Annotated in this window: 20 protein-coding genes; 11 read left to right on the top strand and 9 right to left on the bottom strand. The window is 73.1% G+C overall.

Annotated features, from left to right (window positions below):
* The first annotated feature begins 10 nt into the window (after positions 1–10).
* The 6 genes from OHA34_RS04500 (at position 11) to OHA34_RS04525 (ending at position 6,332) form a co-directional block, all read left to right on the top strand.
* Positions 11–1,246 carry an isochorismate synthase gene (locus tag OHA34_RS04500; RefSeq protein ID WP_329520800.1) on the top strand — a complete coding sequence of 412 codons (1,236 nt, stop codon included), beginning with the start codon at positions 11–13 and terminating at the stop codon, positions 1,244–1,246.
* Positions 1,247–1,324: 78 nt separating this feature from the next.
* Entirely contained in the window at positions 1,325–2,221 is an 897-nt protein-coding gene (locus OHA34_RS04505) for a hypothetical protein (protein WP_329520801.1), read from the top strand.
* A 93-nt stretch (positions 2,222–2,314) separates the two neighbouring features.
* Entirely contained in the window at positions 2,315–3,118 is an 804-nt protein-coding gene (locus tag OHA34_RS04510) for an SAM-dependent methyltransferase (protein WP_285943130.1), read from the top strand.
* A 90-nt stretch (positions 3,119–3,208) separates the two neighbouring features.
* Positions 3,209–4,333, top strand: a complete 1,125-nt coding sequence (locus tag OHA34_RS04515) for a helix-turn-helix transcriptional regulator (protein ID WP_329520802.1) — start codon at positions 3,209–3,211, stop codon at positions 4,331–4,333.
* Positions 4,334–4,428: 95 nt separating this feature from the next.
* Positions 4,429–4,911, top strand: a complete 483-nt coding sequence (locus OHA34_RS04520; protein ID WP_285943126.1) for a cation:proton antiporter regulatory subunit — start codon at positions 4,429–4,431, stop codon at positions 4,909–4,911.
* Between the two features lie 5 nt (positions 4,912–4,916).
* Positions 4,917–6,332: a cation:proton antiporter gene (locus OHA34_RS04525; protein ID WP_285943125.1), complete on the top strand. Its 1,416-nt coding sequence runs from the start codon at positions 4,917–4,919 to the stop codon at positions 6,330–6,332.
* Positions 6,333–6,366: 34 nt separating this feature from the next.
* On the opposite strand, the gene OHA34_RS04530 is transcribed toward OHA34_RS04525, so the two are convergent.
* Positions 6,367–7,179 (bottom strand): Fpg/Nei family DNA glycosylase, encoded by an 813-nt coding sequence (locus tag OHA34_RS04530; RefSeq protein ID WP_285943123.1) that lies wholly within the window; start codon positions 7,177–7,179, stop codon positions 6,367–6,369.
* Between the two features lie 43 nt (positions 7,180–7,222).
* Positions 7,223–8,254 (bottom strand): fatty acid desaturase family protein, encoded by a 1,032-nt coding sequence (locus OHA34_RS04535; RefSeq protein ID WP_285943121.1) that lies wholly within the window; start codon positions 8,252–8,254, stop codon positions 7,223–7,225.
* A 268-nt stretch (positions 8,255–8,522) separates the two neighbouring features.
* Here OHA34_RS04535 and OHA34_RS04540 point away from each other — a divergent pair, with 268 nt between their 5' ends.
* Positions 8,523–9,338, top strand: coding sequence for a tyrosine-protein phosphatase (locus OHA34_RS04540; protein WP_285943119.1), 816 nt, complete (start codon positions 8,523–8,525; stop codon positions 9,336–9,338).
* 302 nt (positions 9,339–9,640) lie between these two features.
* On the opposite strand, the gene menD is transcribed toward OHA34_RS04540, so the two are convergent.
* The 3 genes from menD to OHA34_RS04555 are packed head-to-tail and all read right to left on the bottom strand — an operon-like array spanning position 9,641 to position 13,196.
* Entirely contained in the window at positions 9,641–11,314 is a 1,674-nt protein-coding gene (menD, locus tag OHA34_RS04545) for a 2-succinyl-5-enolpyruvyl-6-hydroxy-3-cyclohexene-1-carboxylic-acid synthase (protein ID WP_285943117.1), read from the bottom strand.
* Positions 11,311–12,264, bottom strand: coding sequence for an o-succinylbenzoate synthase (locus OHA34_RS04550; RefSeq protein ID WP_285943116.1), 954 nt, complete (start codon positions 12,262–12,264; stop codon positions 11,311–11,313). The genes menD and OHA34_RS04550 overlap by 4 nt, the downstream gene beginning before the upstream one ends.
* Positions 12,265–12,296: 32 nt before the next feature.
* Positions 12,297–13,196: a 1,4-dihydroxy-2-naphthoyl-CoA synthase gene (locus OHA34_RS04555; protein WP_285943114.1), complete on the bottom strand. Its 900-nt coding sequence runs from the start codon at positions 13,194–13,196 to the stop codon at positions 12,297–12,299.
* A gap of 111 nt (positions 13,197–13,307) precedes the next feature.
* Between OHA34_RS04555 and OHA34_RS04560 the strand changes: the two genes are divergently transcribed.
* The 3 genes from OHA34_RS04560 to OHA34_RS04570 all read left to right on the top strand — a co-directional run bounded on the left by OHA34_RS04560 (position 13,308) and on the right by OHA34_RS04570 (position 17,258).
* The gene (locus OHA34_RS04560; protein WP_329520803.1) at positions 13,308–14,519 is read left to right on the top strand and encodes an AMP-binding protein; all 1,212 of its coding nucleotides are present in this window, start codon (positions 13,308–13,310) and stop codon (positions 14,517–14,519) included.
* A gap of 86 nt (positions 14,520–14,605) precedes the next feature.
* A complete protein-coding gene (locus OHA34_RS04565) occupies positions 14,606–15,649 on the top strand; it encodes a cation diffusion facilitator family transporter (protein ID WP_285943110.1) in 1,044 nt (347 codons plus the stop codon).
* Between the two features lie 253 nt (positions 15,650–15,902).
* On the top strand, positions 15,903–17,258 hold the full coding sequence (locus OHA34_RS04570; protein WP_285943108.1) for an RNA polymerase sigma factor: 1,356 nt from the start codon (positions 15,903–15,905) through the stop codon (positions 17,256–17,258).
* A 93-nt stretch (positions 17,259–17,351) separates the two neighbouring features.
* Here OHA34_RS04570 and OHA34_RS04575 read toward each other — a convergent pair whose 3' ends face one another.
* The 3 genes from OHA34_RS04575 to OHA34_RS04585 all read right to left on the bottom strand — a co-directional run bounded on the left by OHA34_RS04575 (position 17,352) and on the right by OHA34_RS04585 (position 20,437).
* On the bottom strand, positions 17,352–18,536 hold the full coding sequence (locus OHA34_RS04575; protein ID WP_329520804.1) for an esterase-like activity of phytase family protein: 1,185 nt from the start codon (positions 18,534–18,536) through the stop codon (positions 17,352–17,354).
* A gap of 152 nt (positions 18,537–18,688) precedes the next feature.
* Positions 18,689–19,579, bottom strand: coding sequence for an ABC transporter permease (locus OHA34_RS04580; RefSeq protein ID WP_329520805.1), 891 nt, complete (start codon positions 19,577–19,579; stop codon positions 18,689–18,691).
* Between the two features lie 75 nt (positions 19,580–19,654).
* Complete coding sequence (locus OHA34_RS04585) at positions 19,655–20,437, bottom strand: TetR/AcrR family transcriptional regulator (RefSeq protein WP_329520806.1); 783 nt, start codon at positions 20,435–20,437, stop codon at positions 19,655–19,657.
* Between the two features lie 109 nt (positions 20,438–20,546).
* On the opposite strand from OHA34_RS04585, the gene OHA34_RS04590 reads away from it, so the two are divergent.
* Positions 20,547–21,974: a serine hydrolase domain-containing protein gene (locus OHA34_RS04590; protein ID WP_329520807.1), complete on the top strand. Its 1,428-nt coding sequence runs from the start codon at positions 20,547–20,549 to the stop codon at positions 21,972–21,974.
* A 66-nt stretch (positions 21,975–22,040) separates the two neighbouring features.
* Here the strand turns inward: OHA34_RS04590 and OHA34_RS04595 are convergent, their stop codons facing one another.
* Entirely contained in the window at positions 22,041–23,243 is a 1,203-nt protein-coding gene (locus OHA34_RS04595; protein WP_329520808.1) for an FAD-dependent monooxygenase, read from the bottom strand.
* Positions 23,244–23,262 lie beyond the last annotated feature (19 nt).

Here is a 23,262-nt window from a genome sequence, read left to right on the forward strand (position 1 = left end):
AGTGGCAGACGTGAAGCTGGCCGTGAGCGCACCCGAACGCCTCGTCGTGCGGACCGTCCCCATCGCCGACCCCGGCGACCTGATCCCCCGCCTCCCCGACCCCGCCGCACTGGCCTGGATCCGGCACGGCGAAGGCATCGTCGGCTGGGGCCAAGCCGCCCGCCTGCCCCTCCCCGGCGGCCCGGACCGGTTCACCGACGCCGCCCGCCACCTGCGCGAACTGTTCGCCGCCGCCCACATCGACGACCCCGTCGGCCTCCCCGGCACCGGCCCCGTCGCCTTCGGCACCTTCGGCTTCGACCCAGCCTCACCCGACTCGGTCCTCATCGTCCCCCGCCACGTCCTCGGCCGCCGCGACGGCCGCGCCTGGCTCACCACCATCGGCGACGACACCACCACCCCCGCCCCCACCCGCCAACCCGCGCCCCCCACCCGGCTCAGCTGGAGCGACGGCGCCCTCACCGCCCCCGCCTGGGAACGCGCCGTCGCCGCCGCCGTCGAACGCATCCGCGCCGGCCACCTCGGCAAGGCCGTCCTCGCCCGCGACCTGTACGCCCACGCCGCCGAACCCATCGACCCCCGCGTCCTGCTCCGCCGCCTGGCCGGCCGCTTCCCCGCCTGCTACACCTTCTCGGTCGCCGGCCTCGTCGGCGCCACCCCCGAACTCCTGATCCGCCGCACCGGCGGACGCGTCGACTCCCTCGTCCTGGCCGGCACCACCGCCCGCGGCACCGGCACCACCGACGACGCCGCCCGCGCCGCCCGCCTCCTCGCCTCCGCCAAGGACCGCCAGGAACACGCCTACGCCGCCGAGATGGTCCGCGACGCCCTCGCCCCCCTGTGCGCCGAACTCCACGTCCCCGCCGAACCCGAACTCCTCACCCTCCCCAACGTCATGCACCTGGCCTCCGCCGTCCACGGCCGCCTCGCCGGCGAACGCTCCGTCCTGGACGTCGTCGCCGCCCTGCACCCCACCCCCGCCGTCGGCGGCACCCCCACCGGCCGCGCCCTCGACCTCATCCGCGAACTGGAGGGCATGGACCGCGGACGCTACGCCGGCCCCGTCGGCTGGGTCGACGCCCGCGGCGACGGCGAATGGGGCATCGCGCTGCGCTGCGCCGAGATCCAGGGCGACCGCGCCCGCCTGTTCGCCGGCTGCGGCATCGTCGCCGACTCCGACCCCGCCGCCGAACTCGCCGAAGCACAGAACAAGTTCCGCGCCATGCAGTACGCCCTGGAAGGCTGACCCCGCCCCCTGACGTCCCAGCGCCCGGAACGCACCCCGCCCGAACACCGTCCCCGCACGCATGCCTACTGTGAGTCAATGACCTGGGGGCTGCTGGGGGCGTTCGCCGCCGCCGTGTGCTTCGGCCTCGGCACCGCCCTCCAGGCCGCCGGAGCCCGCACCGCCGTCGCCGCCCACGGCACCGGCCCCCGCATGCTGATCCGCCTCACCACGCAACTCCCCTTCCTCGCCGGCCTCACCCTGGACCTCCTCGGCTTCGCCGCCGAACTCGGCGCCCTCCGCGCACTCCCCCTGTTCGTCGTCCAGGCCGTCGTCGCCGGCGAACTCGCCGTCACCGCCCTCGCCGCCGGCCCCCTCCTGAAGATCCACATCACCCGACGCGAAGGGGCCGCCATCGCCCTGGTCTGCGCCGGCCTCGTCCTCCTCGGCATCTCCTCCGGCCACGAAGGCCCCGCCCACGTCCCCGCCACCCTCCGCTGGACCCTGCCCGCCGCCGCAGCCGCCCTCGTCCTGCTCGGCGCCGCCGCCACCCGCCTCACCGGACGCACCGCCGCCGCCGCCCTCGGCGCCATCGCCGGCCTCGGCTTCGGCCTGGTCTCCATCTCCGTCCGCGTCATGACCAGCCTCGCCCCCCTCGAGCTGCTCCGCGACCCCGCCACCTACGCGCTGGCCGCCGGCGGCACCGCCGCCTTCGCCTTCTACGCCACCGCCCTCGGCCGCGGCTCCGTCACCCCCACCATCGCCGCCCTCGTCGTCGCCCAGACCGCCGTCCCCGCCGGCATCGGCGTCTGGCTCCTCGGCGACCGCAGCCGCCCCGGCTTCGCCCCCGTCGCCATCACCGGATTCACCCTGGCCGTCCTGGCCACCCTCACCCTCACCCGCTTCGGCGAACCCGAACCCCGCCCCCGGGCCGAGCCCGGAGGCGGCCCGGCGCCCGCCACCGGACGCACACCCGACCACCCCACCGGCCCCTGACCCGGCAACCCCGCGCCGGACCGTTCCCGATCACCGCCACCGAACCCACCGAGGACCTCCCCGGCACCCCCGCCGGATGCGATGATCACTCCCGTGACTCCCGACGCCCCGAAGACCCCGCCAGGCATGGACGTCATCTGGCCGTCCCCGGCACGCACCTACGACTACTTCCTGGGCGGCAGGGACAACTACGCCGTGGACCGCCAGACCGCCGACAGCATCCTGCGCATGGCCCCCGAGATCCGCGACCTCGCCCTCCAGAACCGCGCCTTCCTCCGCCGCTGCGTCACCCACCTGACCCGCGACCTCGGCATCGACCAGTTCCTGGACATCGGCTCCGGCCTCCCCACCGCCGACAACGTCCACGAGATCGCCCTCCGCAGCGACCCCGCCGCCCGCGTCGTCTACGTCGACTCCGACCCCGTCGTCCACCTCCACAGCCGCGCCCTCCTCAAAGGCGCGGGCAGCACCGGATTCCTCCTCGCCGACGCCCGCGAACCCGAGACCATCCTCACCGCCCCCGAAACCCGCCGCCTCATCGACTTCGGCCGCCCCACCGCCGTCCTCCTCGTCGGCGTCCTGGACTTCATCCCCGACGACGACGACCCCGCCGCCATCGTCACCGCCATCGCCGGCCACCTCCCCACCGGCAGCCACTTCGTCATCGTCCACGCCACCAGCGACGACGCCCCGCCCCAGCTCGTCGAACGCGTCACCGCCCTCTACCGCGGCGCCGCCGCCCAGCCCCACCCCCGCACCCGCACCGCCGTCCAGGCCCTGTTCACAGGCCTCGACCTCCTCGAACCCGGCCTCGTCGACGTCCAGGACTGGCGCCCCGAGAAGAAGGTCCCGATCGGCACCTGGCGCGCCCTCGCAGGCGTCGCCCGCATCTCCTGACCCGCACCGACCCTCCGGCCGCCCTGAAGCGCCCCGTGCGGCCCGCCCACGCGGGCCGCACCCATCCCGGGCATCGGCCACACTGGAACGATGCGCGCCGGCCGACTCCTCTCCCTGCTGCTCCTGCTCCAGACCCGGGAACGGATGACCGCACGCCAGCTCGCCGACGAACTCGAAGTATCGGTCCGCACCGTCTACCGCGACGTCGAATCCCTCAGCGCCGCCGGCGTCCCCGTCTACGCCGACCGCGGCCCCGACGGCGGCTACCGCCTCCTCCAGGGATTCCGCACCCGCCTCAACGGCCTCACCACCAGCGAGGCCGAGACCCTCTTCCTCACCGGAATGCCCGGCCCCGCCTCAGAACTCGGCCTCGGCAACGTCCTGGCCGCCGCCGAGCTCAAGCTCATGGCCGCCCTCCCCCCGGACCTGCGCACCCGCGCCGGACGCATCCGGGAACGCTTCCACCTCGACACCTCCGGCTGGTTCCGCACCCCCGACCAGGCCCCCCACCTCCACCGCGTCGCCGACGCCGTCTGGAACCACCAGCGCATCCAGATCCGCTACCGCCGCTGGGCCCACCCCCAGCACGTCACCCGCACCCTGGAACCCCTCGGCGTCGTCCTCAAGGCCGGCTCCTGGTACCTCATCGCCCGCACCATCTCCGGCTCCACCCCCGAGGCCGACACCCGCCCCGAACCCGGCCCCGAACCCGGCCCCGAACGAGACACAGAGGTCGGGGCGGACGCCGCCATCCGCACCTACCGCATCGCCCGCGTACTCAACCTCGACGTCCTCCCCCAACGCTTCACCCGCCCCCACGACTTCGACCTCGCCACCTACTGGCAGCACTACACCCAGCGCTTCGAAGCCGACTCCTACCGCGACCGCGCCGAAATCCTCCTCACCCCCCAAGGACGGCACCGCGCCGCCCACCTCCTGCCCCCCACCATGGCCCGCGCCATCGCCGCCCACCCCGCCCCCGACGAACCCGACGACCGCACCCACGCCACCGTCCCCGTCGAATCCGTCCGCCACGCCCACGTCGAACTCCTCAAACTCGGCGCCGACGTCGAAGTCCTCAGCCCGCCCGAACTGCGCCGCCTCATGACCGACACCGCCCACGCCCTCACCGCCCTCTACTCCTCCCCCGACACACCCGCACCGCCCGCGAACGGAACGACCGCCACCGCGACCGCCCGGATACCGTGTGAGTGATGGCGGCCGGCCACGTCCCCACCGTTGGCGATCAGCACCCTGATCTGCGATGATTTCGGGCTTATGTCGGGAACCAACCAGGAGGACGAACGAGCGTGGACGTCGAGCGGACCGCGCTGCCGGGCATCGGCCTGCAGCACGTGCTGACCACCGGCAAAGGCCGCCAGATCGGGGTCATCTCCCACCGTACCGGCCGCCGGGACATGGTCATCTACGACAAGGAAGACCCCGACAGCTGCGTCGCGACCGTGCCCCTCACCCCCGAAGAGGCCAACGCCATCGCCGAACTCCTCGGCACCGGCCGCATCATCGAACACCTCGCCGAACTCCAACGCCAGGTCGAGGGACTCGTCACCGAACAGATCCCCATCGTCCCCGGATCCCCCTACGACGACCGACCCCTCGCCGACACCCAGGCGCGCACCCGCACCAGCGCCTCCATCGTCGCCGTCGTCCGCGACGGACAGGTCATCGCCAGCCCCCGGCCCGACTTCGTGTTCACCGCCGGCGACACCATCGTCGTGGTCGGCACCGACGAGGGAACCGCGGCCGTCGCGCGGATCCTCGCCGACGGCTGAACCGCATGCACACAGCCGTCCAACTGATCGAACTCGGCGCCATCATCCTCGGCCTCGGGCTGCTCGGAGCCGTATCCGTCCGCTTCTCCATCTCCCCCATCCCCCTCTACCTCATCGCCGGCCTCGCCTTCGGCGCCGGCGGCATCCTCCCCCTCGGCGCCAGCGAGGACTTCGTCGCCATCGGCGCCGAGGTCGGAGTGATCCTCCTGCTGTTCACCCTCGGCCTCGAATACACCGCCGACGAACTCGTCGGCACCCTCCGCACCTCAGCACCCGTCGGCCTCGTCGACATCACCCTCAACGCCGCCCCCGGCGTCCTGGCCGCCCTCATCCTCGGCTGGGGACCCGTCGCCGCCGTCGCCATGGGCGGCATCACCTACGTCACCTCCTCCGGCATCACCGCCAAGGTCATCGGCGACCTCGGCTGGCTCGGCAACCGCGAAACACCCGCCGTGCTGTCCGTCCTGGTCTTCGAAGACCTCGCCATGGCCGCCTACCTCCCCATCCTCACCGCACTCCTCGCCGGCGCCGGCCTCATCGGCGGCGCCGCCGCCCTCGCCATCGCCGCCGTCACCATCGCGGTCATCCTCTACGTCGCACTCCGCCACGGCTCCCTCGTCGAACGCTTCGTCGCCAGCCCCAGCGAAGAAGTCCTCCTCCTCAAAGTCCTCGGCCTCACCCTCCTGGTCGCCGGAGTCGCCCAGCAACTCCAGGTCTCCGCCGCCGTCGGCGCCTTCCTCGTCGGCATCGCCCTCTCCGGCCCCCTCGCCCACACCGCCCAGAAACTCCTCGCCCCACTCCGCGACCTCTTCGCCGCCGTCTTCTTCGTCTTCTTCGGCCTCCACACCGACCCCGGCGACCTCCCCCCGGTCCTCGGCATCGCCGCCCTCCTCGCCCTCGCCGGCGTCGCCACCAAACTCGGCACCGGATGGCTCGCCGCCCGCCGCGCCGGAGTCGGCACCATCGGACGCATCCGCGCCGGAACCGCCCTGGTCCCCAGAGGCGAGTTCAACATCGTCATCGCCGGCCTCGCCGTCACCGCAGGCGCCAACCCCCGCCTCGGCCCCCTCGCAGCCGCCTACGTGCTCATCCTCGCGGTCGTCGGCCCCCTCCTCGCCCGCACCGCCGAACCCCTCGCCCACGCCGTCCGCGCCCGCCGCGACAAACGCGCCTCAGGCGACGACGCGAACGCCGCCCGCGCCGCCGTCAAAGCCACCGCCCAGAACGACGCGGCCGACCGGAACACCGTCAAGAACACCCCGCCCGACACCAAAGGCGCCACCGGGGACGACCACACCAGCAACGGCAAAGGCACCGGCAAAGCGGGCGGCGACAGAACCGAGAAAGACCAAGAGCACGACGAACAGGACACCCCCGGCGACGGCCCGAGCGGCGGCGCCCACCAGGACGTCCAGCTCTGACCCACACGGGCCCTCCGCCCCAGACCGCTCCGACTCACGCGGCGGGCTGACACCCCGGACACCAGAACAGATTCCGGCCCGCCGCCACCTCGGCACGGACCACGCTCCCGCACACCAGGCACGCCAGCCCCGCACGCCGGTAGACGTAGACCTCACCACCATGATCGTCCACCCGCGGCGGCCGGCCCATCGCCTCCGGCGTGTGCTCGGGCCGCACCGTGTCGATCCGCCCCGTCCGCACCCCCTCGGCCATCAACCGCCGCAGATCCCCCCAGATCGCCAACCACCGATCACGCCCCAGCGCACGCCCCGGCACCCACGGATCCACCCCCTGCCGGAACAGCACCTCCGCCCGGTAGATGTTCCCCGGCCCCGCCACCACCGACTGATCCAGCAGTAGGACCGCCACACTCGTCCGGCTCAGGCGGATCCGCCGCCACGCCTCGTCGGGATCGGCGTCGGCGCGCAGCGGATCGGGCCCCAGCCGGTCCCGCAGCAGCTTCACCTCACCCCGCTCGAGTAGCTCGCAGGTATTAGGCCCACGAAGATCGGCGTGACCGCCCGGCCCGACCAGCCGCAACCGCACCAGCCCCACCGGATCGGGAACCGGCAGCCCGCCGAACGAGAACTTCCCGTAGATCCCCAGATGGACGTGAAGCAGCAGCTCGTCCTCGAACCGCAGCAGCAGATGCTTGCCGTACGCCCCCGCGTCCAGCAGCACCCGCCCGTCGAGCCGCGCCGCACCGGCGGCGAAACGCCCCTGCGGGCTCAGAACGCGAACGGCCTGGCCGCCGAACACCCGCTGGTGTTCGACGGCCAGGCGATGAATCGTGTGACCTTCGGGCATAATCGGCCAAGCATAGGAGACCGGCCCCCGGACGGTCCGCCGATCATCCGCGCAGCGGCTCGCCCACCTCGTGCATGTGCGCCAGCGCCTGCCGGTACGAGTCGATCAGCCCGGTCTCGGCGTACGGCAGCCCCACCGCCGCGCAGTGCTCGCGGACCAGCGGCCTGACCTTGCGCAGGTTCGGCCGGGGAATGCTCGGGAACAGGTGGTGCTCGATCTGGTAGTTGAGGCCGCCGGTGAACCAGTCGACGGCCAGGCCGCCCCGGACGTTCCGCGACGTCAGGACCTGCCGCTGGAGATGCCCCAGCTTCGCGCCCGGCTCCGGCATGACCATGCCCTTGTGGTTGGGCGCGAACACCGACCCGAGGTGCACCCCGAACAGCCCCTGGTGCAGCAGGATCAGCACGACCGCCTTGCCCGGCGACAGCAGCGTGAACACCAGCGCGAGGTAGCCGGCCGCGTGAAGGGCGAACAGCCCGCCCTCCACCAGCTTGTCCCGGACCGACCGGCCGCGCAGGTAGAGGACGCTGTTGACCTGGAGGTTCAGCCCCTCCAGGAGCAGCAGCGGGAAGAACAGCCGGGCCTGGTGCCGGCCGATCCAGGCGAACACGCCCCGGCCGCGGGCCTTCTCGGCCTGCTCCTGCGTCCACACCAGGACGCCCTCACCGACGTCCGGGTCCTTGCCGACATGGTTGGGGTTGGCGTGATGCCGGTTGTGCTTGTCGGTCCACCAGCCGTGGCCCATGCCCAGCATCAGGTTGCCGACCAGCAGCCCGAGCAGCCGGTTGGCCTTGGCCGAACCGGCGATCTGACGATGCCCCGCGTCATGCCCGAGGAAGGCCGTCCGCCCCGACAGCAGCGCCAGCGGCACCGCGAGCAGCACCACCCACCACGACCCGCCCGCCCACGCGACCGCCGCCCAGGCCGCCGCGGTGGCGCCCAGGTTCAACCCGATCGCCCGCACGTAGTAGCCGATGCGCCGGTCGAGCAGCCCGCTGGCACGGACCTGCCGCGCCAGCGGGGCGAAGTCACTACCGGCCGCCCGGACGGGCGGGGCATCGAGAGTGGCGGGCATGGAGCCTCCGTTTCTGGGCGGGATCGCGTTGCCTCAAGGCTATGAGCCGCGGTCCCGGAGGGCGCCACGCTGCGGAGCCAACCCCGGTCTGGCTCGCAGGTCTCAGACCCGGCCGGTCGTCGTCGTCCCAACGGCCGACGCCCCCGTCCCGGGAAAACTGGTAAGGGCCCGCCGTCCCACTTACCCATTTCTCCCCATCAGGCACTTCCGTCCTACGGGGGACCCTGCGTCCAGGACGGATCATGTACGCCATATAGGGTCATAAGCCATGAGCGAACGCAGTCGTTGGATCGATCTGGACGGCGCGGTCAATGTCCGCGACCTCGGCGGGCTCCCCACGGCCGACGGCCGGGCGACGCGGCGCGGGCGGGTGCTGCGCTCGGACAACCTACAAGACCTCACGGTCGCCGACGTGCGGCTGCTCCTCGACGACTACGAGCTGAAGAACGTCATCGACCTGCGCAGCGACGCCGAGGTCGAGCTCGAGGGGCCCGGCCCGCTGGCCCGCATCCCCACCATCACCCTGCACCACCTCTCGCTGTTCACCGAAGGCGGCCGGCACACCGATGTCGCCGCCGACAACCCCAAGGAGCCCGTCGCCGCGGGCGTGGACGCCGACAAGGTGCTGCCCTGGCAGAACGCCGCCGGCCCCGAGCACGATCGCTCGACCGGCCACTACCTCGGCTACCTGGAAGAACGCCCCGACTCGGTGGTGGCGGCCCTGCGCGTGATGACCCGCACCGACGGCGCGTCCCTGGTGCACTGCGCCGCCGGCAAGGACCGCACCGGGGTCGTGTGCGCGCTGGCACTGGAGGCGTCCGGGGTGACCCGGGAGGCCATCGTGGCCGACTACGCCCAGACCGGGGACCGGCTCGAGGCGATCCTCCGGCGGCTGCGGTCCAGCGACACCTACGCCGCCGACCTGGACTCGCGGCCCGCCGACAGCCACCGGCCGCACGCCTCCATCATGGAGAAGTTCTTCGCCCGGATGGACGAGCGGCACGGCGGTCCGATGACCTGGCTCGCCTCCAACGGCTGGACCGACGAGGACACCGATGCCATCCGCGAACGGCTCATCGGCTGACCCTCCCCGCCCCGCGATTCTCGCTCGTCGGTCGGGGAGGGTTTGGTCTTTGCTGTTTCCCGGGGCTTGGGATTGTCCCAAGCCCCGGGCCTTTACGTTGTAAGTTTATTATTCAATTGATCAGGACCGGGCCGACCACGCCGCCGGCCTGCGCGATCATGTCCGGCTCCGAAGCGTCGAGAACTTGGCCACCGGTTCCCCGCGGTCGACGCCTCCGCCGATGTGAGCCCCCGCTCCCCCGGTGAGGTGGAGGGGCCACCCGCTCGGCGCCCCTCCCCCGCCCCGGTGGAGCGGCGTGGGGCTCACTGGACGGCCGGCAGCTCCCGGACGGCCCGGTGCGCGGCCTTGCGCATCTCGGCGTGCAGCACCGCGTTGGCGTCGCGGTCGGTCCGGGCCTCCACGATCCGCAGCCCCTCCCCCGCGATCACCTTCGGCAGGTCGGCCGCGGCCTCCAGCCGCCGGTACGGCACCCCGTGCGCGTTCGCCAGCAGCTCCAGGTCGACCTGGTGCGGGGTGCCGAACACCCGCTCGAACGGGCCCGGCAGCGCCGCCTGCGGAAGCAGCGAGAAGATCCCGCCGCCCCGGTTGTTGACCACCACGATGGCCAGATCGGGGCGGCGCTCCTGCGGCCCGAGGACCAGCCCGTTCTGATCGTGCAGGAACGCCAGATCGCCCAGCAGCGCGTACGACCGGCCGCTGTGCGCCAGCGCCGCGCCCATCGCCGTCGACACCAGCCCGTCGATCCCGCTGGCCCCCCGGTTCGCCATGATCCGGATGCCGCGCCGCGGCCGCATCACCTGGTCGAGGTCGCGGATCGGCATGCTCGCCGCGCTGAACAGCAGCGAACCGCCCGGCAGCACCGACACCAGGTCGCGCGCCAACCGCGGCTCGCTGACCTCGGCGACCGCGTCCAGCACCGCGTCAACCGCCGCCGCGGCGGCCACATCCGCCGACCGCCACGACTTCAGCCACGCGTCGTCGCCCGACACCACCGGGATCTCCACGTCCTGAGCCACCTGCGTCGCCGACCGAACCGGATCGGGCCAGTGCGCCAGATCCGGCGCCAGCACGATGTGCTCCTCGGCCCGGCGCAGCAGCGACAGCAGCGGGCGCGACAGCCCCGGCTTGCCCAGGGTCACCACGACCTCGGGACGGTGCCGCTCGACGAACTCGGGGACCCCGAGCAGGAAGTGGTGCGAGGACAGCGCGTGGTCGCCGTACCGGGCGTTGCCGCTCGGCTCCGCCAGCACCGGCCAGCCCGCCATCGACGCCGCCGCCACGTACCGCTTGACGTTGACCGCGCCGTCGCCCACCACCAGCACCCCGCGCCGCGTCGGCGGGACGTGCAGCACCGACCCCGGCGTCGCGTTCCGCACCTTCGTCCAGGCGCCCGTCGCGTCGCCGCCCAGCGGCTCGCACCAGTTCTCGTCGCCGTCGGGGACCAGCGGCTCGCGGAACGCGGCGTTGACGTGCACCGGACCGGGCGCCGGCGCCAGCGACCGCCCCCACGCCCGGCTCATCAGCGACCGCCAGTAGGCGACCATGCCCGGACGGTTCTCCGGGACGCCGACCTCGGTGCTCCACCGCGCCGCCGACCCATACAGCCTGACCTGGTCGATCGTCTGGTTCGCGCCGGTCTGACGCAGCTCCGGCGGCCGGTCCGCGGTGATCACGATCAGCGGCACCCCCGACTCGTGCGCCTCGATCACCGCCGGATGGAAGTTGGCCGCGGCCGTCCCCGAGGTGCAGACCAGCGCCACCGGACGGGCCGACCGCTTGGCCAGGCCCAGCCCGAGGAACGCCGCCGAACGCTCGTCGATCCGCACGTGCAGGCGGACCCGGCCGTCCTCGGCCGCGGCGTGCAGCGCCAGCGCGAGCGCCGCCGAGCGCGATCCCGGGGCCAGCACGGCGTCGGTCATCCCGCAGCGCAGCAGCTCGTCCACCATCACGGTGGCCAGCGCGGTGGCCGGGTTCATCGGCCCACGCCCCCGGGCAGCGGCGCCCCGTCCAGGTGGGCCCCGGCCTCGGCGACCCGGCGCCGCCAGCCCTCGTCGTCGACCTCGCAGCGGCGCAGCGCGCCCTCGTCGACCTCGGGGCGCCGCACCGCGATCTCGCCGCCGACCGGCGCCAGCGGATCGGCCACGACGTCGCCGTCCAGCAGCGACAGCGTGCCCAGCCCGCACGCATAGGGCAGGTCGGGCAGGGCGGCGGCCAGCGCCAGCCCGGCCGCCAGCCCCACCGACGTCTCGACCGCGCTCGACACCACCACCGGCAGCGCGCACGCCTCGGCCACCCGCAGCGCCGCCCGGACCCCGCCGAGCGGCTGCACCTTCAGCACCGCGATGTCGGCGGCGCCCGCCGCGCGGACCTTCAGCGGGTCCTCGGCCCGGCGGATCGACTCATCGGCCGCGACCGGCACGTCGACCCGCCGCCGCACCAGCGCCAGCTCCTCCAGCGTCGCGCACGGCTGCTCGACGTACTCCAGGCCGAACCGGTCGAGCGCGCGGATCATCCGGGCCGCGTGCTCGACGTCCCAGCCGCCGTTGACGTCGACGCGGACCTGGCCGCCGGGGCCGATCGCGTCGCGGACGGCCTCCACCCGCGCCAGGTCGTCGGCGTCGCACTGGCCGCGCTCGGCGACCTTGACCTTCGCGGTGCGGCAGCCCGACGCCCGGGTCATCGTGAACGCCCGCTCGGGCCCGACCGCCGGGATCGTCACGTTCACCGGGACCCGGTCGCGCACCGGCGCGGGCCACCCGTCACAGGCGGCCTCACGGGCCGCGGCCAGCCAGCGCGCGCACTCGGCCGGGCCGTACTCGGCGAACGGGGAGAACTCCCCCCAGCCGGCCGGGCCCTGGATGAGCACACCCTCCCGCTGCGTGATACCGCGGAACCGCGTCCGCATCGGGATGGAGTAGACCCGCACCCGTTCGACCCCCCAACCATGCAATTCGAACGTCAGTAATACCACGGGTAAGGCGACCAGTCGGGCTCGCGCTTCTCCAGGAACGAGTCCCGCCCCTCGACCGCCTCACCGGTGCCGTAGGCCAGCCGCGTCGCCTCGCCGGCGAACACCTGCTGCCCGACCAGCCCGTCGTCGATGAGGTTGAACGAGTACTTCAGCATCCGCTGCGCGGTGGGGCTCTTCCCGTTGACCTTACGGGCCCATTCGAGCGCGGTGGCCTCGAGTTCGGCATGCGGGACGACCGCGTTCACCATGCCCATCCGGTGCGCGGCCTCGGCGTCGTAGGTGTCGCCCAGGAAGAAGATCTCCCGGGCGAACTTCTGCCCCACCTGGCGGGCCAGGTAGGCCGACCCGAACCCGCCGTCGAAGCTCGCCACGTCGGCGTCGGTCTGCTTGAACCGGCCGTGCTCGCGGCTCGCCAGGGTCAGGTCGCAGACCACGTGCAGGCTGTGCCCGCCGCCGGCGGCCCAGCCCGGCACCACGCAGATGACGACCTTGCCCATCATCCGGATCAGCCGCTGCACCTCCAGGATGTGCAGCCGCCCGGCCCGCGCCGGGTCGATCGACTCGGCCGTCTCGCCCTCGGCGTACCGGTAGCCGTCCCTGCCGCGGATCCGCTGGTCGCCGCCCGAGCAGAAGGCCCAGCCACCGTCCCGCGGGGACGGCCCGTTCCCGGTCAGCAGCACGCACCCGACGTCGCTGGACATCCGGGCGTGGTCGAGCGCCCGGTACAGCTCGTCGACCGTGCGCGGCCGGAACGCGTTGCGGATCTCCGGACGGTCGAACGCGATGCGCACCGTCCCCTGGTCCACCGCCCGGTGGTAGGTGATGTCGGTGAAACCGAAGCCCTCGACCTCTTTCCACGCGCCCGCGTCGAACAGCTCCGAGACCATGTGCTCCCCTCTCAGCCCGCCCGGCGCCGGCCCTGTGCGCGTCGCCGGCCCCCATTCAACCGCCTCACCGATTCGAACGTGTTCAGCGGGGTCGTCTAGGCTGATCGCGACATGGAACGCCGCCTGCACGCCGTCGTGCTCCCGCCGGGGCCCCGCCTGTACGGGGCCCTCACCGCCGCCCTCGACGGCAGCGGCCCCGCCATCTGCCCGCTCTCCCCCGACCTGCCCGCGCCCGCGCTCCGCGGGCTCCTCGGCACCCTGGCGCCGCACGCGGTCGAGACCGAGGACGGCGTCCAGCCCTACCGGGCGGCCGACCCCGCGACGCCGACCGCCTCCACGACGCCGGCCGATCCCGCGACGCCGGCCGATCCGGGGGCTCCCGCCGCTCCGGGCACCGCGGTGCTCATCGCCACCTCGGGCTCCACCGGCACACCCAAGATCGTCGAGCTGTCCGCGACCGCCGTACTCCACTCCGCCACCGCCACGCTGGCCCGGATCGGCGCGGGGCCCGGCGACCGCTGGCTCTGCTGCGTGCCGACCAGCCACATCTCCGGGATCCTGGTGCTCGCCCGCGCCCTGCTCGGCGGCGCCGCGCCGGTGATCCACCCCCGCTTCGACCCCGCGTCCGTCGAGGCCGCCGGCGACGTGCACATCGCGATGGTCCCCACCCAGCTCAGGCGGCTGCTGGACGCCGGGACCGACCTCGGCGCCCTGGGCGCGATCATCCTCGGGGGCGCCGCCGCCTCCCCCGGCCTCCTCGCTGAGGCGCGCGGCCGGGGCGCCCGGGTCTTCACCACCTACGGCATGAGCGAGACCAGCGGCGGCTGCGTCTACGACGGCGTCCCCCTTGACGGCGTCCGCGCCGCCGTCGGCGATGACGGCCGGATCCGGCTGGCGGGCGAGGTCCTGTTCACCGGGTACCGGCGGCGCGCCGCCCTCACCGCCGCCGTCCGCGACGGTGAGTGGTTCGTCACACCGGACCTCGGCACCGTCGAGGACGGCCGCCTCCGGGTGCGCGGCCGGATCGACGACGTGATCAACACCGGCGGCGAGAAGGTCGTCGCGGGCGAGGTCGCCACGGCGCTGTCGCGCCACCACAAGGTCCGGGACGTGGTCGTGGTCGGCCGCCCCGACCCCGAGTGGGGCGAGCGCGTCACCGCCGTCGTCGTCCCCGCCGCCGACGCCCCCGCCCTCGCCGAGCTCCGCGCCTGGGTCCGCGAGACCATGCCGGTGCACGCGGCCCCGCACGAGCTGGAGCTGGTCGAGGCGATCCCGCTGCTCCCGTCCGGCAAGCCCGACCGGGCCCTGCTCCGCCACGCCTGACCTCCGCCGGCCCCTGCCCCCCGTCGCGGTTGCCCCGCCGCGATCACCGGGTAGGGCCCCGGACAGGAGATCACCGAGGGGGACCGATGGCAGCGGAGCAACCGCCGGAGAGCACGCTGACGGTGGTGCTCGCGCTCGCCGCCAACCTGGGGATCGCAGTGGCGAAGATCGTCGCCGCGGTGCTCACCGGCTCCGCGTCGATGGCCGCCGAGGCCGCGCACTCGGTCGCCGACACCTTCAACGAGGTGCTGCTGCTGGTGGGGCTGCACCGCAGCGGCCGGCCCGCCGACCGCAGGCATCCGCTCGGGTACGGCAAGGAGCGCTACATCTGGACGCTGCTCGTCGCCGTGGCGATCTTCGGGATGGGCGCGCTGTTCGCCTTCTACCAGGGCGTCCAGACCTTCACCGGGCACTCGGGCGGGGAGGCCGATCCGCTGATCGGCTACATCGTGCTGGCGGTGTCGTTCGTCCTGGAGGGCATCTCCTGGCGGCAGGCGGTGCGGCAGGTGCGGGCCGCGGCCCGCGACGACGGGCTGCCGCTGCTCGCCCACATCCGGCGGACCGACGAGCCGACCGCGGTCAGCGTGCTCCTGGAGGACTCCGCGGCGCTGCTCGGGCTGCTGCTGGCCTTCGCCGGCCTCGGCCTGCACCAGCTCACCGGCTCGCCCCTCTGGGACGCCGCCGGCTCGATGCTCATCGGCGTGCTGCTCACCGCGGTCGCGCTGATCCTCGGCCGGATCAACCTCAACCTGCTGATCGGCAACCAGGCCGACCCCCGGCTGGTGGCCGACGTCCGCGAGCGCCTCGGCGCCGCCCCCGAGGTCGAGTGGGTGGTCGACATCGTGACGATGACGCTCGGCGCGGACCGCGTGCTGGTCTGCGCCCGCCTGGACTTCCGCGAGGCGCTGACCTCCGGCGACGTCGAGCGGGCCTGCGTGCGGATGGCGCACGGGCTGCGGGAGGCGCACCAGGAGGTGGACGAGGTGTTCCTGGAGCCGGTCCCCCGCGACGACCCCGAGCTGCGCGAGCGCGTGATCGCCAGATACGGGGGGACGCTCCGGCAGCTCCCTCCGGACACCGGCTCTCCGGAGGGAGGCGGGCCCTCGGGGCGAGGCGGTGTCGCAGGGTGACGGGATGTGACAGGGGATGCGCGACCGGCCCGGCGTCTTTACGCAGTAAGGTAGATTCGTCCGGAAATGGCGAGAGCCCCTGTCCCGCACCGCCCTGCGCGGACCGGGCCGCTCACCGCGCCGCGCTGTGAGACGCTTGACGTGGAGGGCCGGGAACAACAGGCCGCCCGCGCGACGTTCGGATAAGTGCGAGCGCTATCAGCGATACCGCCTCCGCGTCGCACTCAGACCACGAAGGGAGAGGGGTGTCCGCATGCCACGAACCGCCATAGAGACCCCGCTCACGGAGCCCGCGGGCCCTGCCCTCGGCGACCTCCTGGAGCGTGGCCGGCAGCAGGGACGCCTCTCGCTCGACGAGGTGCGCAAGGCCTTCGAGGCCGCCGGCATCAGCCCGGCGCAGGGCCGCTCGATGCTGCGCGAACTCTCCGAGGCCGGCGTCAGCCTCGCCAGCGAGGACGACCCCGGCACCAGCAAGGCCGGCGCGAAGAAGCGCGCCGCCAAGAAGGCCCCCGCCGACGCGAAGAAGACCCCCGCCAAGAAGCCGTCCGGCAAGACGGCCGGGCAGTCGGCCGCGGCCCGGCCCGCCTCCCCCGACTCCCCTGACTCCCCTGCCTCCCCCGCGGCCGGTTCCGACGACGAGGGCTCGTTCGAGGTCACCGAGGTCGAGGCCGAGCCGCCCGCCGACCTGGACGACCAGTCGACCACCATGGGCGACTCGGTGCACACCTACCTCAAGGCGATCGGCCGCCGCCAGCTCCTCACCGCCGAGCAGGAGGTCGACCTCGCCAAGCGCATCGAGGCCGGCCTGTACGCCGAGCACAAGCTGGAGACCGAGTCGCCGAGCCCCCGCCGCCGCGCCGACCTCGAATGGGTCGCCGCCGACGGGCGGCTCGCCAAGTCCCACATGCTGGAGGCCAACCTCCGCCTGGTGGTCTCGGTCGCCAAGAAGTACTCCGACCGGGGACTGTCGCTGCTGGACGTCGTCCAGGAGGGCAACCTCGGCCTGATCCGCGCCGTGGAGAAGTTCGACTACTCCAAGGGCTACAAGTTCTCCACCTACGCGATGTGGTGGATCCGGCAGGCCATCCAGCGCGGCTTCGCCGACTCGGCCCGCACCATCCGGCTGCCCGTGCACGTGCTGGAGATGCTCAGCAAGCTGAGCCGCGTCGAGCGCGACATGCACCAGCGGTTCGGCCGCGAGCCCACCCCCGAGGAGCTGGCGGTGGAGCTCGACCGGAGCCCCGAGCAGATCCGCGAGCTGCTGCGCACCAGCCGGCAGCCGATCAGCCTCGACTCCACCATCGGCGAGGACGGCGAGACCCGGATCGGCGACCTGATCGAGGACACCGACAGCCCCGAGGCCGCCGAGCTGGTCGACCGCCAGCTGATGGCCGAGCAGCTGCGCCGCACGCTGGACATCCTGTCCCCGCGCGAGGCCAAGATCATGGCGATGCGGTTCGGGCTGTACGACGGGACGCCGCGCACCCTCGACGAGATCGGCAAGGCCCTCGGACTGACCCGCGAGCGGATCCGGCAGCTCGAGAAGGAGTCGCTGTCCAAGCTGCGGCACCCGAGCAACGCCCAGCCCCTGCTCGACTTCGCGGTCTGAGACCGCCACGCGGGCAGGCCCCGCGAGACCGGTGACAGCCGGCCTCGCGGGGCCTGCCCGCTTCCTCGTGATGGTTCGGCTTCATCGCGATGGTCAGCAGCCCTTGACGGAGAACGCCAGGAACTGGGTGACCTCCTGCGCGTCGAAGTTGTCGTCAGAGCCGACCACCAGGCTGCACTGGCCGCCTCGCAGGCGCGGCCCCCAGCTCAGGCTCTCCAGGTTCTGCGTCGGCCTGCTCACCGAGCCGAGGTCGGCGACCAGGCGCTTGCGCGCGGCACGGTACGGGCCGCCGGCCGACAGGCTGTCGCGGGCCAGCACGTTGGTGGCGCCGCGCACGTCGAACTCGTACAGCTTGACGTTGTAGCCGACCCCTTCGGCCCAGAACCGCTCCAGCGCCAGGTAGCGGTGATCGTCGACCGCCAGGATCTCCGAGACGCCCCCGTCGGAGTACCCGCTCGCCGGGACCGGCGCGGCGGGGGCCGGGTCGACGGGGTAGGCGTACTGGGCGCGGACCCGCCCGGCCCGGTCCCACAGGGTCAGGCGGGCCGGGCCCCCGTGCCGGACGGTCGGTGGCTCGCCGTCCTCGTAGCGCGGGCCCTCCACCATCGCGGCGATGCCGTGGGGCGGGAACGTCAGCGCCTCGAAGCCCAGGTTGCGGCGCGGCCCCTTGTCGGTGTCCGTCAGCCTGAGGCCGCCGGGGATCGGCAGCGCGCCCCGGTAGGCGCCGTCCCGGCCCGCCCACCGGATGGACATGTCCGATACCGGGATCGTCGGGGCGGACGCGTCGGGGCGGTCGCCCTCGCTGCCCCAGAGCACCCGCCGGGTGCGCGGGTCGTACCGGATCGTCTCGGGGTCGGCGGACTCGGGCTTGCCGTAGCCCGGGTACGGGGTGCCGTCCGGCCGCCGGAGCGTGGTGACGCCGCTGAGCCGCACCCCGGTGAACGCGCCGGTGGCCGGATCGATGTCGAGCCTGCCGGTGTAGTAGCGGGCCGGATCGTAGCGCCACCGGTCGTCGGAGACGAAGTACCAGGTGCCCGTCCGGGGGTCGCGGTCGATGCCCGACAGGCCGCCGACGGTCGTCCCCTGGAACTTCATCATGTGCGGGAGGCGCCGCTCGCCGAGGAACCGCGTGATCGTCACCGTCCGCGGCGCCGCCTTCGCCTTCCCCGCCGCCGCGGCCTCCGGCGGCGGTCCCCCGGCGAGCCCCGCGGCGACCACCGCGGCGATCCCGGTGACCACCGCGGCCACGCTCCGCCGGCCAGTCCTGTTCGCGTTCACGTGCCTGAACTCACCCCTCGAATACGGTCGGCTCCGCTCTGTTCCAGAGCTCTGTCAGTATCCGGGCGCGCACGGGCCGGGGCCCCGATCTTCACCAAAGTCCACGGTCATGAAAGTGTCACCACTTCCCCAAGGACAAGTAAACGCACTCGTCAGTCGACGCGGCGGAACTCCAGGATCGCCACGCCCATCAGCCCGAACCCCATGGCGAGCACGAGCACGATCTCCAGCCATACCGGGACCACCCAGCCGTTCCAGGTGACGCCGGGATTGAACGTCCGCTGGAGCGCGGGCGAGACGTCCAGGTGGGCGAAGACCGCGCGCCGCAGCGGGTCGACGGCGTAGGTCAGCGGGTTGAACCGGGTCAGGACGGCCAGCCAGGCGGGCAGCCCGTTCAGCGGATACAGCGCGCCGGACAGGAACAGCATCGGCATCATGGCCATCTGCATCAGGCCGAAGAACGACTGCATGCTGGTGATCCGCGCGGCCATCATCACGCCGAACCCGGTGAGCGCGAACGCCCCGATGAACATCAGGCCGAGCAGCTCCAGCAGCAGCAGCGGGTCGTAGGGCACTCCCGCCAGCCCGGCCAGGGCGACGATCACCGTGCCCTGCACCGTCGCGACCAGCGCGCCGCCGAGGCACTTGCCGACCACGATGGCGCTGCGGCTGACCGGCGCGACCAGCATCTCACGCAGGAACCCGAACTCGCGGTCCCACACGATCGACCCGGCCGAGAACATCGCGGTGAACATCACCGACATCGCGCACACGCCGGGGAAGATGAAGGTCTTCAGGTCGACGCCGCGGTCCGAGCCGCCGCCGCGGGCCAGCAGGTTGGACAGCCCGGTGCCCATGACCAGCAGCCACAGCACGGGCTGGATCAGCCCCGACACCATCCGCAGCTTGTCCCGCCAGAACCGGATCAGTTCCCGGTGCAGGACGATCTTCACCGCGCGCAGGTCGTGCCGGACGCTGCGCTCGGGCACCCGGACCCGCGCGACGCCGGGGACCTCCGGCTCGCCCATGGTCGCCGCCGGCATGGCCGTCACCGTCCCCTCGCGCTCCGCTCCAGGCCAGGGCCGTTCTCGACACACCCTGCCCCGTTCCCGGCACGGTCACTCGCGCTTGATCGTCTCCACCCGATCACGGAGGCGGGGCGGGCCCCCTGCGGGGGCGAAACGGGCGGCCAGACCGTGGAGGACGCATTCGAGTCCGCTGTCGAACTCGTCGTCGCGGGCGGCGGTCCGGTCCTGGTTCCGCTGGGCGGCGTACAGCTTCCGCAGCCGCGGGTAAGCCTGTGCCGCCTGCTCGGCGGCCGGCCAGAGCCCCTCGACCCATTCCTGTTCGCTCTGGCCGCTGCGGGCCAGCGTGGTCAGCCACGCGGCCTCACTGGTCGACACCCCGATGACGTAGGCCATGACCGTGTTCAGGGCCCGATCGGCCGCTTCCAGCGTGAAGCCGCCCTGCTCGAACACGGCGAGGAGTGCCTCGTTCTGCCGCATCACGTTCGGCCCCAGATAGGCCACGCCCGCCTCACCGAGCACGGAGACGATCCAGGGGTGGCGCAGGACCATGGCCCGCATGCTGTGGGCGTAGCGGGTGACGGCCGCGCGCCAGCCCGCCGGATCGTCGGCGGCCGGGACCTCGACCTCGCCGTAGACCTCGTCGACGACCAGCTCCATCAGTTCGTCCTTGTTGGCCACGTGCGTGTACATCGAGGTGGCCCCGGCGTTCAGGCGGGCGCCGAGCCTGCGCATGCTCAGGGCGTCGATGCCCTCGGCGTCCAGCAGTCCGAGCGCCGCGGACACGATCTGCTCCCGGCCCAGCGGCGGCTGCTCGCGCCGGGGCCGCTGCGGGCGGGCCCACACCGACGGGTAGGGCTGCTTGTCGGCCGGCATGCGGTCTCCTCACGACGATCCTTTCCGAACAGTGTACGGCTTTGCGAACGACGCATGGTGTCCGTACAGTGTGCGGCGTACCGAACATCGTATGGAAGGACCCGTCATCATGCCGTCATTCGACGCCGACCACTGGCAGGCCAGGCTCGATGAGCTGCGCGCCGTCCATCACGTGCCGGGCGCGGCGCTCGCCGTGCTGGCGGGCGGGACGATCCATGAGCTGGCCAGTGGCGTGCTGCACCGAGGGACCGGCGTGGAGGTGACCACGGACTCGGTGTTCCAGTCCGGTTCGATCGCCAAGGTGTACACGGCGACGCTGGTGATGCAGCTCATCGACTCCGGTGACCTGCGGCTCGACAGCAGGGTCGTCGACGTGCTGCCCGACTTCGCGGTCGCCGACGACGAGGTCACCGAGAGCGTGACGATCGGGCGGCTGCTCAGCCACACCAGCGGGATCGCCGGGGACTTCACCCTCGACACCGGTCGCGGTGACGACTGCCTCGCCCGCTACGTGGAGGCGTGCGCGAACGTGGGCCAGGACTGCCCGCCCGGGACCGTCATCTCCTACTCCAGCACCGGGTATGCGATCCTCGGCCGGATCGTTGAGGTGGTCACCGGGCAGACCTGGGACGAGGCGCTGCGCGACCGGCTGCTGGTGCCGCTCGGTCTCGAGCATTCGATGACCCTGCCGGAGGAGGCGCTGCGGTTCCGGGTGGCGATGGGCCATCTCGGCGGGCCGGGAACCGACCCGGAGCCGGCACCGGAGTGGGACATGCTGCCGCGCTCGGCCGGGCCGTACGGGCGCGTCATGGTCACTGCCGCCGACGTCGTCCGCTTCGCGCGGATGCATCTCGACGGCGGTACCGCGCCCGACGGCACCCGCGTGCTGTCCGCCGAGTCGGCGGCGACGATGCGGCGGCGCGCCGCCGACTGCCTGGACGGCTGGTCGTTCATGGCGGACGGATGGGGCCACGGGTGGCCGCTGTACGACTGGGACGGAGTCGCCGGCTACGGTCACGACGGCGCCGCGGTCGGGCAGTTCTCCTACCTGCGTGTCGTGCCCGGCAGCGGCGTCGTCGCCGCGCTGCTGACCAACGGCGGCGGTGCGACCGAACTGTTCGTCGATCTGTTCCAGGAGCTGCTCGGTGAGCTCGCCGGGGTGCGGATGCCCGGCGCCTTCGCTCCCGCCGCGGAACCGCCGGCGGTCGACGTCAGCGCGCTCGCGGGCACCTATGAACGCGAGGGCGTGCGCCTCACGATCGGCGAGCGGGACGGCGTGCCGCATCTGCGCTTGGAGCTGACCGGCGGGATGGCCAAATACTCACCGCCGATCGAGACCGACCTGGTGGCGGTGTCCGACACGGTGCTCGCCATGCCGGCCATCGGCCCTGTCAGCGCGCCGTGGCTGCCCCTGGTGTTCGGGACGCTTCCGGACGGCACACCCTACGTCTACTTCGGCATGCGGGCGGCACCGAAGACGTCCCCGGCGGCACCGGTGAACACGACGGTGACTCCGGCGGCCACCGGCTCCCGCTGAGCCCTGGACGACGGCCAGACCTCGGCCCACCCGCGTCCGCCCGCTGCGCGCCCCCGCCCGGCGTGATCAGGAGAGGGTCCGGTCCGCGGCGTACTCGGGCAGGCCGGTGTCTGTCGCCAGCGACTTGGTGCTGCTGATCAGGAGCCGCCGGCCCAGGCGGCTGGCGAACAGCGTGTTGCGGCTGCGCAGGCCGAGACGGCTGGCCGGGGCGAGGAACCTGCCGGGGTTGGCGCCGCGCTGCCATCTGGCGGCGTAGGGCCGCAAGCGGTTCTCGTAGGCGGCGAGGCCGACGCGGTGATCGCCGCGGGCGGCGGCGAGTTCGCCGGCCAGTACGTAGGCGCCGACGATGGCCGTCCCCACGCCCATGCCGCCGAGCGTCACTCCCCAGGCGGCGTCGCCGAGCAGCGCGGTTCGGCCGGATGACCAGGCGGGGACGCGGACCCGGCTGATGGAGTCGAAGTACACCTCGGGTGCGTCGCGCAGGCCGTCGAGCAGGTGCGGCACATGCCAGCGCAGGCCGGTGAACGCGTCGGCGATGAGCTTCTTCTGCTCGTCGAGGTCGTGCCAGTCGTAGTCCAGCCGCCGCGAGGTGAACATCGCGAAGACGCCCGCCCTGTCCGGATCGCGATGGTCGGCTCCAACGCTGACCATCCGTCCGGGCACGTTGTACTGCCGGGGTGTGGCGTCCGCCCCCAGCGTGTTGGGCAGTTGCCAGCCGGCCAGGTAGTAGCCGAGGTGTCGCACGTAGTCCTGCTCGGGCCCGAACGCGAGGCGGCGCACACCGGAGTGCAGGCCGTCGGCGCCGATCACCAGGTCGAACGCGCGCGAACCGTGGCGGCCGAACTCCACCTGGACGCCGTCGGCGGTCTCCGCCGCGTTGGCGATCACGTCGCCGAACAGGTAGTCGGTGCGCTCGGCACTGCGCTCGTAGAGCATCCGGGACAGGTCGCGGCGCAGTACCTCGATGTCGCCGCCGGCGAACTCGGCGGGCAGCCGGAAGATCTGGCGGCCGTGCTCGTCCACGCAGCGCATCGCACCGCCGTGGGTCTGCCGTGCGCGCAGTTCCTCCAGGACGCCCATCTTCTCCAACACGCCCAGGTGGGTGGGGCCGCGGAAGTCGACGGCGAAGCCGGAGGTTCGCAGCGCGGGCGCCACCTCGACAACGGTGGTGTCGGCCCCGAACCGGGCCAGCCAGTAGGCCAGGGCGGGGCCGGCGACGCCGGCGCCGGAGATCAGGACTCGCAGGCCGCGTAGGGCGGGAACGCTCACGTCACTCTCCTGTCAAACA

Source organism: Spirillospora sp. NBC_01491 (genome assembly GCF_036227065.1).
GTDB lineage: Bacteria > Actinomycetota > Actinomycetes > Streptosporangiales > Streptosporangiaceae > Spirillospora > Spirillospora xylanilytica.

Coding starts and splice junctions, on each gene's coding strand:
- OHA34_RS04525 (WP_285943125.1), top strand. CDS start 4,917: ATGCACACAGCCGTCCAACTGATCGAACTCGGCGCCATCATCCTCGGC.
- OHA34_RS04515 (WP_329520802.1), top strand. CDS start 3,209: ATGCGCGCCGGCCGACTCCTCTCCCTGCTGCTCCTGCTCCAGACCCGG.
- OHA34_RS04560 (WP_329520803.1), top strand. CDS start 13,308: ATGGAACGCCGCCTGCACGCCGTCGTGCTCCCGCCGGGGCCCCGCCTG.
- OHA34_RS04580 (WP_329520805.1), bottom strand. CDS start 19,579: ATGCCGGCGGCGACCATGGGCGAGCCGGAGGTCCCCGGCGTCGCGCGG.
- OHA34_RS04555 (WP_285943114.1), bottom strand. CDS start 13,196: ATGGTCTCGGAGCTGTTCGACGCGGGCGCGTGGAAAGAGGTCGAGGGC.
- menD (WP_285943117.1), bottom strand. CDS start 11,314: ATGAACCCGGCCACCGCGCTGGCCACCGTGATGGTGGACGAGCTGCTG.
- OHA34_RS04505 (WP_329520801.1), top strand. CDS start 1,325: ATGACCTGGGGGCTGCTGGGGGCGTTCGCCGCCGCCGTGTGCTTCGGC.
- OHA34_RS04540 (WP_285943119.1), top strand. CDS start 8,523: ATGAGCGAACGCAGTCGTTGGATCGATCTGGACGGCGCGGTCAATGTC.
- OHA34_RS04565 (WP_285943110.1), top strand. CDS start 14,606: ATGGCAGCGGAGCAACCGCCGGAGAGCACGCTGACGGTGGTGCTCGCG.
- OHA34_RS04590 (WP_329520807.1), top strand. CDS start 20,547: ATGCCGTCATTCGACGCCGACCACTGGCAGGCCAGGCTCGATGAGCTG.
- OHA34_RS04535 (WP_285943121.1), bottom strand. CDS start 8,254: ATGCCCGCCACTCTCGATGCCCCGCCCGTCCGGGCGGCCGGTAGTGAC.
- OHA34_RS04585 (WP_329520806.1), bottom strand. CDS start 20,437: ATGCCGGCCGACAAGCAGCCCTACCCGTCGGTGTGGGCCCGCCCGCAG.
- OHA34_RS04570 (WP_285943108.1), top strand. CDS start 15,903: ATGCCACGAACCGCCATAGAGACCCCGCTCACGGAGCCCGCGGGCCCT.
- OHA34_RS04530 (WP_285943123.1), bottom strand. CDS start 7,179: ATGCCCGAAGGTCACACGATTCATCGCCTGGCCGTCGAACACCAGCGG.